8 protein-coding genes are annotated in these 13,182 nt (G+C 68.7%); 5 read left to right on the plus strand and 3 right to left on the minus strand.

Going from position 1 to position 13,182, the window contains the following annotated elements; all coding sequences use genetic code 11:
• The first annotated feature begins 3,004 nt into the window (after positions 1-3,004).
• The 5 genes from HPY83_18680 to HPY83_18700 are packed head-to-tail and all read left to right on the plus strand — an operon-like array spanning position 3,005 to position 7,583.
• Positions 3,005-3,949, plus strand: coding sequence for an SDR family oxidoreductase (locus HPY83_18680; GenBank protein ID NPV09975.1), 945 nt, complete (start codon positions 3,005-3,007; stop codon positions 3,947-3,949).
• 11 nt (positions 3,950-3,960) lie between these two features.
• Positions 3,961-5,385, plus strand: coding sequence for an O-antigen ligase family protein (locus tag HPY83_18685; GenBank protein ID NPV09976.1), 1,425 nt, complete (start codon positions 3,961-3,963; stop codon positions 5,383-5,385).
• The gene (locus tag HPY83_18690) at positions 5,367-5,858 is read left to right on the plus strand and encodes a GtrA family protein (protein NPV09977.1); all 492 of its coding nucleotides are present in this window, start codon (positions 5,367-5,369) and stop codon (positions 5,856-5,858) included. Before HPY83_18685 ends, HPY83_18690 begins: the two co-directional genes overlap by 19 nt.
• A gap of 2 nt (positions 5,859-5,860) precedes the next feature.
• Positions 5,861-6,985, plus strand: coding sequence for a glycosyltransferase family 4 protein (locus HPY83_18695; protein ID NPV09978.1), 1,125 nt, complete (start codon positions 5,861-5,863; stop codon positions 6,983-6,985).
• A complete protein-coding gene (locus HPY83_18700; GenBank protein ID NPV09979.1) occupies positions 6,972-7,583 on the plus strand; it encodes a hypothetical protein in 612 nt (203 codons plus the stop codon). The genes HPY83_18695 and HPY83_18700 overlap by 14 nt, the downstream gene beginning before the upstream one ends.
• Here the strand turns inward: HPY83_18700 and HPY83_18705 are convergent.
• The 3 genes from HPY83_18705 to HPY83_18715 all read right to left on the minus strand — a co-directional run.
• Positions 7,571-10,381, minus strand: a complete 2,811-nt coding sequence (locus HPY83_18705; GenBank protein NPV09980.1) for a hypothetical protein — start codon at positions 10,379-10,381, stop codon at positions 7,571-7,573. The two genes, HPY83_18700 and HPY83_18705, sit on opposite strands and share 13 nt — an antisense overlap.
• A complete protein-coding gene (locus HPY83_18710; GenBank protein NPV09981.1) occupies positions 10,378-12,765 on the minus strand; it encodes a DUF2079 domain-containing protein in 2,388 nt (795 codons plus the stop codon). The genes HPY83_18705 and HPY83_18710 overlap by 4 nt, the downstream gene beginning before the upstream one ends.
• Positions 12,762-13,182, minus strand: a 421-nt coding sequence (locus tag HPY83_18715) for a hypothetical protein (protein ID NPV09982.1), incomplete at its 5' end; no start/stop codon positions are given. The genes HPY83_18710 and HPY83_18715, both read right to left, overlap by 4 nt.

The raw sequence follows: 13,182 nt of genomic DNA on the forward strand, positions 1-13,182 counted from the left end.
GAGTCGGCCTGGAGCCCCCGGGCGCTGGTGGGGCTTACCCTGATGCTTCTGGACGCTCTCGGGCTGGCAGGGTCTGCCTGGCTCAGTCTCAGGGGTCAGGGACCGTCGGCTGCGGCCGCGCCGCCTCGGTTGGAGCCGTGGGTCGAGCCCGGCCTGGGCGTGAACGTGGACCTCATTGGCAGGCCCAATGCAGAGATTGAGGCCGTCGTCGGCTTCGTGGAGGGCTCAGGCATGGGGTGGGTCCGCCAGCACTTCCGCTGGCTGGACCTGGAGCCCGAACCTGGCGACTACCGCTGGGAGCTCAGCGACGGGGTGGTGGAGCGATTGGCTGCCACCGGGCTGGAGCTGGTGGCCGTTCTAGGCACCTCCCCTAACTGGGCCCGTCCCCCGGGCCAGGAGCACGCCGAGTGGAGTCCGCCTGAGGACCTCGCTGTATTCGGGGACTTCGCTGCCCGCTTTGCCCGGCGATACGGCGACCACATCACCTACTACCAGATCTGGGATCAGCCCAATATCTACCCCTTCTGGGGGGACCGGTACGTGGACGTGGACGCCTACGGCCGGCTGTTGCGGGAAGGGGCCAGTCGTATCCGGGCAGAGGATGGGGATGCGGTGATCGTCCTGGCCGGACTGGCCCCGAACGTAGAAAACGGCCCCCTGAATCTCAACGAGGTGGAGTACCTGCGGCGCCTGTTGAACGGGGGTGCCGGGCCCTTCTTTGACGTAGTAGCGGCCAAGGCCTACGGGTTCGAGGTAGGGCCCGAGGATCCGCGCGTGGACGTGGGCGCGCTCAACTTCGGTCGGGCCGCCCTGCTACGCCAGGTGCTGGAGGAGTTCGGGCGGGCGCAGACCCCGGTGTGGGCGGTGGAGTTCGGATGGAACGCGCTCCCGTCCGACTGGGCCGGCCGACCCGCTCCCTGGGGCACGGGAGACCCCAGGCTGCAGGCGGAGCGCTCGGCGCAAGCGCTGGCGCGAGCTCGCCGAGAGTGGCCTTGGATGGGTCCCGCAATCTGGGCCCGCCTCACGCCGCCGGAAGACCCGGACGACCCTGGCTACGGCTTCGCTCTGGCGGAGTCGGACCTCACCCTTACTGCGCTGGGCAGTGAGCTGTTGCCTTTGCTGGAGACGGGAAAGACTCCGGCAATCGGCTGGCACCGCCCCTCGTCCTCCTGGGCTGCCTACTCCCCCGGCTGGAGGGTCTCTGATCAAGGGGCGGACCCCGGTGGGGCGGGTGACTGGGTGGAGATAGCCTTCGGGGGCACGGCGCTGGACCTGGTGTTGCGCCCAGGGCCATACTGGGCGGTCTGGTACGTGGAGGTGGATGGAGGGCCCTCCTCTGTCCTTCCGTCCTGGCAGGGACGCTCGTACCTGGTGCTGTACGATCCCCTCGGGAGCGAGCGGCAGGTGACGGTAGCCTCTGGGCTGCCGCCGAGGGAGCATCGGGTGCGCATCATGGTGGAGGGGGGCTGGGGCCAGTGGCCGCTGGCGGGGTGGGTGAGCTGGCAGGAGGAACCCGCTAATGCGGCACCCGTCGCCCTGGCGGTGAGCGCGGTCGCACTCGTGGCTGGGTGGGCGGTGGGCCGACCCGGCCGACTGGTGGCGGAGGTGCTCAGCGCCCTCGTTCGAGCCGGCGACCGGCTGCCCGAGGTGGTTGGGGCGCTCATCGCCTATGGCGCGGGCGTGGCCTTCTGGGCGGCCGAGGGCCTGCCGCTATCGGCCGTGTCCGGTGCCGTCCTGGCTGGGATGGCCCTGGTGGCGCCGCGGTGGGTCCTGAGTGCGGCCCTGGCCTCGCTCCCCTTCTTCCTGGTGTCCAAGAGCCTGGCAGGGCTGCCGTTGCTGATGCCGGAGGTGTTGGCTTGGCTGCTTCTGGTCGGGTGCCTGACTCGGCGCTGGATCGGTACAGCGCCGGGGAGGCTGCGGCTGACGCCCATGGACGTGGCCGTGGGTGGGCTGCTGGTGTGCGCGGGGCTGGCTTCATTAGCTGCCCCCCTCCGAGGAGTGGCCTTTCACGATCTTCGGCGCGTGCTCGTCAGCGGTACAGCTCTGTATGCGGCCACACGCATGCTCGGCAGTGGGGCTCTGGGTCCGGCGGTCATGGGAGCGCTCGCGGGGGCCGCTGCGACCAGCTTAGTGGGGATCGGGCAGTACCTCCGTGGCGAGGATCTAATACGGGCCGGCGAGGTGGCTCGAGTGCGGGCCCTCTATGGTTCGCCCAACAACCTGGCCCTCTATCTGGGCCGGTGCATCCCCCTGGCAGCGGCATTGGCGCTCTTCGCCCGGCGGCGCTTGCTCCGCCTGCTCGCCGGGTTGGCAGCCATCGCCTGCCTGACTGCAGGGGTCCTCACCCGCTCGCGGGGCCTGGTGTTCCTCGGTCTCCCGGCTGGTCTGGGCCTGCTGCTGTGGCACTGGGACTACCTGAGACGCCGGCGGGCGCTCCTGGCTCTCGTGGGGGTGGCGGGAGTCCTCCTGGTAGCGCTGACGGCTGGCGGCCGGGTGCGGGGGCTGTTGACGGGGACCGACTCCGCCGCGACAATGAGGCTGCATCTGTGGGCCAGCTCGGTGCAGATGATACGGGACAGGCCGTGGTTGGGCGTGGGGCCGGACAACTTCCTATATCAGTACCGCACCCGCTACATCCTGCCTCCTGCCTGGCAGGAGCCGAACCTGTCGCATCCACACAATGTGCTGCTGGACTTCTGGCTGACGGCGGGTCTAGGCGGGGCGGTCGCGATCGGAGCCCTGCTGGCGTGGAGCGTGGTCTGCGCCCGGCGCGCGGTGGCCCGCTCGGTCGGCTGGCGGCGGGCCGCCTACTTGGGTGTTGCGGCGGCGCTGCTGGCGGCGCTGGCGCAGGGGCTAGTGGACAACTCCCTCTTCCTCGTGGACTTGAGCCACGTGACCCTCGGCTACCTGGCAATGCTCGCCGGCGGTGCCGTGGCCCCATCAAGGCCGGGGAGGAGGAGAGGCCCCCCAGTCAAGAGGCCATCCGGCATAGAGGCTAGATCGCATGAGAGTGCTGATCACGGGCGGCGCGGGGTTCATCGGTTCCCATCTGTGCGAGCTGTTCCTGGACCGCGGGCACGAAGCTATCGCCATGGACAACCTCATCACCGGGAACGTCGAGAACCTGGAGGGGCTCATAGGGCGCCGAGGGTTCACTTTCATCGACTACGATGTGACTAACTACGTCCACGTGCCCGGACCCCTGGACGCTATCCTGCACCTGGCCTCACTGCCCAGCCCAGTGGACTATCTGCGGCTGCCTATCAAGACGCTGAAGGTGGGCGCCCTGGGGACTCACAAGACACTGGGCCTTGCTCGCGCCAAGGGTGCGCGCTACCTCCTTGCCTCCACCAGCGAAGTCTACGGTGACCCAAAGGTGCACCCGCAGCGGGAGGACTACTGGGGCAACGTCAACCCGGTCGGCCCGCGCGGCGTGTACGACGAGTCCAAGCGTTTCGCCGAAGCCATGACTATGGCCTACCATCGGGCGCACGGGATTGAGACCCGGATAGCCCGTATCTTCAACACTTACGGCCCGCGGATGCGCCTGGACGACGGGCGAGTGGTGCCCAACTTCATCAAGCAGGCGCTCCTGGGCGAACCTCTGACGGTCTACGACGACGGCTCCCGAACCCGATCCTTCTGCTACGTGTCGGACCTGGTGGAGGGGATGTACCGCCTGCTGCTGTCCGACGAGGTAGAGCCGGTGAACCTGGGCAACCCCGGCGAGATGACTGTGCTGGAGCTGGCTCAGAGGGTGAAGGCGGCTACCGGGTCTGCGTCCGAGATCGTGTTCGTCCGGCCGCAGGATAACCGCACCAAGGACGACCCCCAGATGCGGCGGCCCGACATCACCAGGGCGCAGACGCTGCTCGGCTGGAGCCCGAAGGTGGGCATAGACGAGGGCTTGCGCCTCACGGTCGAGTACTTCCGGACTCGCGTACGCTGACGCTGCGGGCGATGAGCCGGGGAGACCTGCGGGCGGGGGCCGCGCGAGCCTGGACGGCGGGGATGGGGGTCGTCCTGGCCGGGCTTCTGGCGGCGGTGCCCCTGCAGATGGCGGCTATCGTCGCCGCGGTGCCTCTGGGGATCCTGGTTGCAGTTGTGCCGCAGTTGCTCCTGCTGGGGCTTCCCCTGGCAGTGCCCCTGGAGCAACGGTTGTCGCTGGGGCTGGCGGGGATCCGGTTGGGGCCGGTCGAGCTGCTCATCGGGGCGGCGGTGGTTGCCTGGCTGGCTCGTGCGGTGGCCGCGCGTCGGCTGAGCTGGACCGCGGGCGCGGTCGGGTGGGCCCTCCTGGTGTGGCTCTGGGTGATGGGGCTCTCCCTCACGAGCGCCCTCTCTCTGAGCGCCGGCCTGGTCGAGGCGAGCAAGTGGCTGGAGGTGCTGGCCCTGGTGGTGGTGCTTCCTGCGCTCTTGCCCCGGTCGCAGGTCCGCTACCTGATCTGGGCTCTGGCGATCGCGGGTGCCCTTTCGGCTCTCCTGGGTCTGTACCAGTTCGCCACTGGGACGGGCCCGGAGGGCTTCCTCCTCCTGGGGCGCTTCATGCGGGCTTACGGCACCTTCCAGCAGCCCAATCCCTTTGCTGCTCACCTGGGCCTGTCGCTACCCTTCGCCGCCGGCTGGGCCCTGGCGGCGGCCACGACGCGACACGAGAGGCTGGCTCTGCTGACGCTGACCGGCATCATGGTACTGGGCATTCTGGCAAGCTGGTCTCGCGGCGCCTGGTTGGCCCTGGCCGCGTCCGTGGCGCTGATGGCCGCCCTGCTGCGGCCACGGTTGGCCACGGCAGGTGCGGTGCTGCTGCTGATCACTGGCCCCTTGTGGATCGGGCCGATGGCTTCCACCGCCCTGGCGCAGCGGGCCCTGGGGATGACGGGCTCCGTCACCGGGTTGAACGTGGCCAGGGTGGAGCCCACCGACGACAACTGGGCCGTGGTGGAGAGGCTGGCCCACTGGCAGGCGGCCTGGTACATGTTCGAGGACGACCCCTGGCTGGGCGTGGGCGCGGGCAACTACGAGGTGGTCTACGGGCGCTACGCTGTTCCTCGCTGGTCTGACCCTCTCGGACACGCCCACAACTACTACCTGAACGCGCTGGCGGAGACGGGGCTGCTGGGCCTGACGGCGTATCTGGCTCTTGGCGTGGTGGCGTGGATCAGCCTGCTCCGCGGCTGGCGCAGCGCTGCCGATTCCACGGCAAGGGCGCTGGTTCTTGCGGCAGTCGGCACCCTGGCGTACCTTACGGTCCACAGCGTGGTAGATAACCTCTACGTGCACGGGATGCAGGTTCTGGTCGGGCTGGCCCTGGCGGTCCCGGTCCTGGGACGTCCGGCGACGGACGGCGCACCCGAGCCCAAGAGAGAGCGATGCATATTGGGGCTTTGATGTCGCAGCCGGCCAGGCGACGGGAGGCCACCCGCTTCCTCAAGTTCGCTACGGTGGGCACCCTGGGGGCAGCTATAGACTACGGGGTGCTGAACCTGCTCATATTGGTGGCGGGGTTTCCCAAGTTCTGGGCCAATTGCTGTTCCTTCACCGTGGCTGTACTCAGCAACTTCGTCTGGAACCGGCTGTGGACCTTCCCCGAGTCCAGGGAGCGACCTCTGGGGTCCCAGTTGGTGCAATTCGCCTTCATCAACGTCATCGGCCTGGGGATCAACCAGGTGATCTTCCTGTCGGTAGATCGCTACGTCTTGGGCCTCGGGGGCGTGTGGGCGCCGCTCACGACGCAGCTATCGTCCGCGGTGGGCATCGGCGCGGCTGTGCTCGCTTACAACCTCTCCAAAGCCTGTGCCACGGTGGTGGCGCTGTTCTGGAACTTTGGAGGTAACCGCCTGGTGACCTACCGAGGCCTGTGAGAATGGGCCTGAACATCGGATTCGATGGTGGCCCTACTGCTCAGGGTGCCGGAGTCGGTCGGTACTCGTCTTGCCTTCTGCGAGCTCTGCTGTCTCATCGCTGCGACGATGCCTTCACCATCGTGCTTCCCCGAGGGATGGCGCTGCCCTCGGCCGTGGACGAGGCCAGGTGCCGCTGGCATGCAGTGCGGCTGCCCGTGGGCGCACGGGCGGCCGAGCTTCTTTGGCACCGTCTGCGGCTGCCGGTGCCGGTGGATGTGATCGCCGGCCGGCTGGAGGTGTTTCACTCGCCCAACTTCCTCCTGCCCCCTCTCCGGCGGGCACGAGGGGTGGTGACCGTTCATGACCTGTCCTTCCTGCGCGTCCCCCAGTTTGCCTATCCTGGGCTGGTCCGCTACCTGGCAAAGGCGGTGCCCCTCTCGGTAAACCGGGCCGACGTGGTTCTGGCGGATTCCCAGTGTACTGCCGATGACGTGGTGGAGCTGCTAGGAGTGCCCCAGGATCGGGTGCGCGTGATCTATCCCGGCGTCGGGCCGGAGTATGGGCCACAGCCGGAGCGAGGCGAGCGCGAGGCGCTCCGCGCGGCGTATGCGCTGGACCGTCCCTTTGTGCTCTGCGTGGGTACCATTGAGCCGCGGAAGAACTACCCCAATGCCATAGAAGGCTTTGGGCGCTTCGTGCAGCGAACCGGCTTTGCCGGGTACCTGGCCATCGCCGGGGCCACCGGTTGGATGGCAGATGATTCCCTGGAGGCGGCGCGCAGGGCGGGTCCGGCAGTCAAGGTGCTGGGGCGAGTGCCGGAGGAGCACCTCCCGGCGCTGTACCGACAGGCCACCGCTTTGCTCTACCCCTCTCACTACGAGGGCTTCGGGTTGCCGCCTCTAGAGGCGATGGCCTGCGGAACGCTCGTAGTGGTGGCAGCGAACTCGTCCCTGCCGGAGGCGGCGGGGGACGCGGCGGTATACTGCTCCACCGACGCTGAGTCCATCGCCGGAGCCCTGGCGGAGGCTCTCTCGGACGACAGCCGAGCGGAGGAGAGGCGACGGCGCGGGCTGAAGCGGGCCCGCCGGTTTACCTGGGAGCGGGCGGCGGAGGCCGTGCGAGACATCTACCATGAACTGGCCTAGAGGAACCGCGCTAGTGCCCTTGTGCCTGGGGGCTCTGTCTCTCTGGCTCCCTTGGGTGGCGCATCCGGCGGCGGCGCTAGTGCTCACGGGGCTAGACATGCCCGAGTTCGTGCGCTTCATGGGGAGCGCAGGAGCGCCGCTGGTGACCCCCTGCCGCATCGCCTTCGCCGGTCCCCTCGTGTCGGCGGCGCTGGTTGCATCCCTGGCTGTGGGACCTTCCGACCGCAGCCTCTGGTTCCGGGGGCTGGTCTTGGCCGGCTCCATCTGGCTGGTGTCGGTGGCCTTCAGCCCCCTAGAGCGACGGACGGAGTTCCTGGTGGGCTCGCTGGTGGTGGCGTCCATCTGGGCGGGGGCGATGCTGGCGCGGCCGGGGCCGAGACTGGTAGAGGTGGTGGCCCTGGCGGCCGGAGCGGCGGCGCCGGGGCTGGCCGTCATTCAGTTCCTCCGCACAGCCCCGGCTCTCGGAGCCCTTTACGGCCGAGCCATCACCTGGGGCGTAGGATCGTACCTGGCGGCGGCGACGTCGCTTGTGGCTGCGGTCTGGCTGGGGGTGACGCTGGTGAAGCGGCCGGCGGCGGCAGCGCGTCAGCGGATGTAGAGCCGGCCCAGGGTGACGGCGCCGTCCGGAAGGGGTCGGCCGCCCTCGGCCATGGGGAGCCGGGGCATGCCGGGCAACTCGGGGCGGAACCAGCCTACCTCATAGGTGTACTGGCCTGGTGGCGCCTGAGCCGGGACCTGCAGGCTGAACGCCAGCGAAACGACCTCACCGGCCAGCCACCCGGCAGTGGGCCTGCCGTCGGGCGGCGCATCTACCCCAGCCCACACGCGGCCATCCTCACCGAGCAGGTGCAGGAAGAGCGTGTAGTTCTCCTCCGGGGTGGTCAGAGCCTGGAAATGGAGCGTCACCGCGAGGGTGGCGTCCGATGGAGCCTCCTCCCTGTCCACGTCCAGCCCCAGCAGCCGTATTGCCCCGCCGGCGACCGCATCAGAGGGCACGTCAGGGCTGGGCAGGGTGTAGCTCCGGGAAACACCAGCCACTTCCAGTGAGCACAGCGTTACTGCACCGCCGAGGTCGTTTGGCCCATCCGCCAGGGACAGCCTCAGGTCGGCGGCGCCGGCGGCCGAGTCGGCCGGGATGCGCCAGTCCAGCCAGTCCAGCACTATCTCGCCTGGTCGCCAGACCTGCGGTGGGTAGCGAGGGCTGAGCGGCAGGTCCCGCGATCGAACAGTGCCGTCGGAATGGACCAGCGAGACCTCCAGGTGCAAGTCCCAGCCGCCTTCCCCTGCCGCCTCGCCCGACGGCGAGTCCTGCCACAGGAGAGGGAGGGAGAGGGCTGTGCCCGGCGGCAGGGCTCCTGCAGGGCAGGCTCCGGCAGCAACCAGGCGCAACCCCTTCCACTCGCCGCCCAGCCGACTCAGGTTGTAGCGAGCGGCCACTACGGAAGGGTCCAGGCCGTGAGTGTTGCCCTCGAGCACTACGTCACCAATGGCACAGGTCTGCCCGACCGGGTTGCCGGCAGTGTCCAGCACCTGCAGAGCAGAGCCTGAGGCGGCGTCGTAGAGCGACACGGAGGCCCGGTAGGTGCCGGCCGGGACGCCTGGCGGTGCCTCCGGACGGTAGCGCGTTAATGTCACCTGGCCGGGGCGCCACAGGCTGGTGGGATAGGAGTCACCACCCGGGGCCAGGTGGCTGCGCAGCAGCACGTGGCGGTCGCTGTCGCTCACGGTGACCTGAGCCCGTATCTCGTGATCCAGGGGCCGCAGCGTATCCCAGAACAGGGCCAAGTTGCCGGCGGCATCGGGGGCGGAGCCCAGGAAGCGAAGGCCGCCATCGAACTGGCACGAGGGCGCGTCGGGCGAAGGGAAGGGTCCTGCGGGGATCTGGGCCGCGTCCAAGGAAGTGTAGTGCCGCACCCGCACATGCCAGAACTGCCTCTCCTCGGCCATGCCGGCCTGGTCGAGCAGGAAGGTGACCACACCCATTGGGTCAGTCACTTCATCCTGCCACAAGAGCAGCCAGGCGCCCGAAGCCTGGCCCAGGGCGGCCCGCAGCGCGCTCGCCACGTCGAGGTCCAGGGCTGCCTCCACCGATAGCACCCGCAGGTCGGGAAGGGGGACGTAGGGGACGCCGGGAGCGTAGTAGCGCCAAACGGGGTGCACGTGGCCGGACACAAGGAGCACGGGCTCGTCCGGATGCCGCGCTTCCTGGATGTAGGCGACGGCGGAGCGGAAGTCAGCCCGCGTGAGCCGCACGTCCCAGTACATGCCGGCCAGGCCGGTGGCCGAGCCTCCGACGAGGGCGGCCAGCGCCGCTACGCCCAAGAGCCGGCTCCACAGGGAAGGGCGCTGCCACGCTGCCCAGACGGCCTGGTCCCAGAGCAGGGGCAGGCCCAGGGACACCAGCATCAGATAGCGGGGGTTGAACTTGGGGATGAGCAGGAAGGCGGTTCCGGTGGCTGCGGCGGTCGCCGCCGTCAGCTCCAGCACCCAAGCCGCGGGCTGCGGTCGGTGTGTTGCCAGAGCCAGCCCCAGAACCAGCAGCATTGCCACAGATACGCGTAGGCCGGCTGCCTCCAGGACTGTTTCTCCTGGACCCCCGACGAAAAGGGCGACGGCGACCTTGCGCGCCGCCTCGCCTGCCTTGATGGCGCCCGGCCAGTAGGAAGCGTCTGAGCCCACGGTGTGCAGGGCGGCAGGCACCCAGGGAATGAAGGCGAGCAAAGCGGGCAGAACCGTTCTGGCCAGGTACGAGCCGAGAGCGCGTACGTCGCCCCGGCGCCAGGCCCACCAGGACGCCAGAACGACGTGAGCCGCCAGAAGCCCGGCGCTCAGGTAGTGGGTGTAGAGGAGAAGGGCGTAAGACAGAGCCAGCGGGGCCCAGACTCGGTATCGCACGCGGCCTTCGAAGGCGAACCAGCGGAGCAAGAGCAGGGTGGAGAAGGCGCCCGCTGCAAGTAGCAGGCTGTACATGCGGGCGTCTTGCGCGTGCCATACGTGCCAGGGATGGATCGCAGCGGCCAGCGCCGCCACGCATGCCGCGCCCCATCCCCGCCGTCCTGATTCGCCGTTGGTGATCAGACACAGCGCCAGCCGGTACAGCAATGGCACCGCCAGAAGAGACAGGCCCACGGACAGGAACCTGAGGGAGTACTCCGACGTGCCAGCTAGGTCGGTCCAGAAGCGCAGCAGGAGGTAGTAGAGGGGAGGCTGGACGTCCGCCGCCGTCCAGGAGAGCATGTCCCCGACGGGTATCCTCGTCAGGTAGGCACTCACGGCCTCATCGTAGGAGAGGCTCTGAGCGGCGAGGCGATACACACGGAGGCCGAAGGCAACTGCTGCCAGCAGCAGCACCGGGAGGCGAGAGATCGAGTGCCGAGGACGCCGGAGAGCACTCAAGGACTGCTGCCTCCTGTAGCCACCGTTACCGGGGCCAGCAAGAGGGGCACGGCTGCCTGGTCAGCCTCCAGAGGAGCGCCCGAGAGGCGATCGTAGGGCACCAGCACCACCGAGTAGGGGCCAGGGGGAAGGTCGGCGGGCACTGCGAGGGACTTGACGTCCGGCACCGTCTCCCCGGTGGCCCAGTGCCGCGCTGGATACAGCCCTCCCTCGATGGGGCCATCGGTCTGAGTCACGGTCTCGCCGGCGGCGTCGGTCAGCCGGACAGACAGGGCCAGCTCGCTCGTCGGCTCTCCGAGCTTGCTCCAGTAAGTGACTAGATCAAGGGAGCAACCTGGGTAGATGACGGGAGCAGACAGCCGCGCACCTTCGAGCTTCAGCCAGGAGCTGAACACCACGTCTGCTGGTCCGGCGGCCGGAGGCGACAAAAGGAGGGGGACGATCTGGTACCGACGCAGGCGGCTGGTGCGCTCCACCGGAGGTAGCCTCACCAGATTGGTCTCCGGAATGGCGCCGACGCCCTGCTCATCCGGTGCCAGACGGGCAGCGACGTCATCGTAGTCCCCATCGACCACCACCCCTACATAGGCCCCCCACGCGTCGCCTAGCGGAGCGGCCACAGTGGTGGTAACGACGATCTCACCTGGGCTCCAGCGCTGGACGGGATACCAGAGGGGTTCTACGAAGAGGGCAGAGCGGGTATCGGTCACGGGCCGGCCCAGGCGGTCGAACAGGATGGCGTAGGGCATCAGGTTGGCGGGCGGCGGGGCCAGCGCCTGCCAGTACAGGCGCAGCGAGGTGTAGCTCCATTTGGGATCGTCCACCCACTCGTAGCCGAGGAGCCTAAGAGTGGTGCCGAAGGTCACTTCCAGCGGGTGCGCGGGCGGAGAGGAGGCACGGGCGAAGGCGAAGAACCGGTCCGGCAGGCCGAGACTCGCGGTCCCTCTCTCAAGGAGAACGATGCCGTCGTCCGCGTTGACCACTCCGTAACCCTGGCGCAGGAGCTCATCGAACCGGTGTCTAAAGTCGACCGGGTGCATATCGGTAGTCCCAGCGACATCCAGGAGCACGTACTCCGCGTCAGCTACATCGGGGAAGGTGTAGATGCGCTCCCGGTGGCTAAAGTGCGGATGCAGGGCGGGTGTGACCGAAAGGCCTGCGCCCTCAGGGATGAGGTACCGGAAGGAGTGGAGCAGGGTGGCCGACCGCGCCTGCGCTGGCGGTCGATGCAGGGCGAACTCGGGGCCCAGAGGGGTGAACCCTTCCGCCACCTGGTAGGCCAGGGGTAGCCCTACCAGAGGCACAAGAAGAGCCAGCCGCACGGGGGCGCGACGGCTGCGGGCCCAGGAGAGGGCGCGGATGGCGCCGACGCCGGCGGCGATGGCGAGTACGGACATGAAGGGGGTGCTGTAATGGAACTCGCCAGAGTATTGGGCTTCGTACTGGCTGAGCACATTGGCCGCGATCAAGGGGGAGGCCACTACTGCCACCTCGGGGGCAAGCAGGGGAGCCCCGGCGAAGGCTACCAGAAGCCCGCCCACGTAGAGGAGCCGTTCTCGTTCGAAGACGCGCCCGACCATGGTCCGGAACAGGGATCGCGAGGGAGGCTCGCTGACCTCGCCCTGGTCGGGAGCATCGTATCGGGCCAGGTAGGGGAATCGGGCCTCGCCGTAGCACTGGGCACCGTAGTGGGGGATGATGACCAGGGTGGCGACGACGAACCACGCCCCCGCCGCAGCCGCAATCAGGAAACCAGGCCGCCAGCGCGAAGCCAGGGCGAGGTACAGCCCGGCTGCACCCACCATCAGCGCGATCTCTTCCTTCACCGCCAGGGCAGCCAGGGCAGTTACCAGCGCCGGGGCGGTGAGACGCCGGCGTCCCAGGTATACGAGCAGAGCGAGAGGCAGCACCGCCAGCGGGGACGCATGGAAGTCGGCCACCGTGGCGGCCTGGGTCTGGGGCGCCAGCAAGTAGGCCAACGCGGCCCAGGTGGCGGCCGCGTAGACCAGGCCCCTCGGCTGTCGGCGCCATCCCAGTGCCACGGCCGCCCAGACGGCCATGGCACTGAGGCCGATGACCGTCGCCTGAAGAGTCAGCAGGGCGCGAGCGTCGTCCCAGAGGCCGAAGATGACCGACACCGGCCAGAAGACGGGCTCGACGTGGTCGGTCAGCCGAGTGCTTATGCTCTCGCCCTTCACCTCCTGCACGAACCGTCCGTGAAGGGTGTTCCACACTGCCAGGTCCATCTGGCCCAGGTCGGCTGTGTGGGTCATGAGGGCCTGATGTCGCTCGATGGACAGCCAGGTGAAGAACGCGCTGTAGACCAGCGCCGCTGCGGCCACTGTAGCCAGCAAGATGCGATGGAGAGAGCGGCGATGGGTCACGGCCGCCGCCCTGGTTCCCTGATCCAGATCAGAGCCGGGTCGGCAATCCCTGCCAGTGAAGCCATAAGCAACTCGGCCAGGGAGAGCCACAGCCTGCCCCCCAGCGCCGCGATGCCGGCCATGCCATGCCCGGCGACCCCGGCCAGCAGCAGGGCCAGCACCCCCTCTCGCACTCCCAGCCCGCTCGGGGTGAGAAGAGACAGATACCCGGCGACGTACGAGGCGGAGAAGGCGGAGGCCCAGGCGAAAAGACTGCCCGGCTGTGCACCCAGCCCCCGCCCGAGAGCCCAGAAGGTAGCACCTACCCAGAGCCAGTACGGGCAGTACCCTGCCAGGACGAGGATGAGGCGACCGCTGGATAGGTGGACGCGAGCGGCATCTCCGGCACGGGTCACCCGTGCAAGAAGCCGGTTGAGC

This window comes from Anaerolineae bacterium (assembly GCA_013178015.1).
Taxonomy (GTDB): Bacteria; Chloroflexota; Anaerolineae; order DRVO01; family DRVO01; genus Ch71.

Coding starts and splice junctions, on each gene's coding strand:
- HPY83_18695 (NPV09978.1), top strand. CDS start 5,861: ATGGGCCTGAACATCGGATTCGATGGTGGCCCTACTGCTCAGGGTGCC.
- HPY83_18690 (NPV09977.1), top strand. CDS start 5,367: ATGCATATTGGGGCTTTGATGTCGCAGCCGGCCAGGCGACGGGAGGCC.
- HPY83_18685 (NPV09976.1), top strand. CDS start 3,961: ATGAGCCGGGGAGACCTGCGGGCGGGGGCCGCGCGAGCCTGGACGGCG.
- HPY83_18680 (NPV09975.1), top strand. CDS start 3,005: ATGAGAGTGCTGATCACGGGCGGCGCGGGGTTCATCGGTTCCCATCTG.
- HPY83_18700 (NPV09979.1), top strand. CDS start 6,972: ATGAACTGGCCTAGAGGAACCGCGCTAGTGCCCTTGTGCCTGGGGGCT.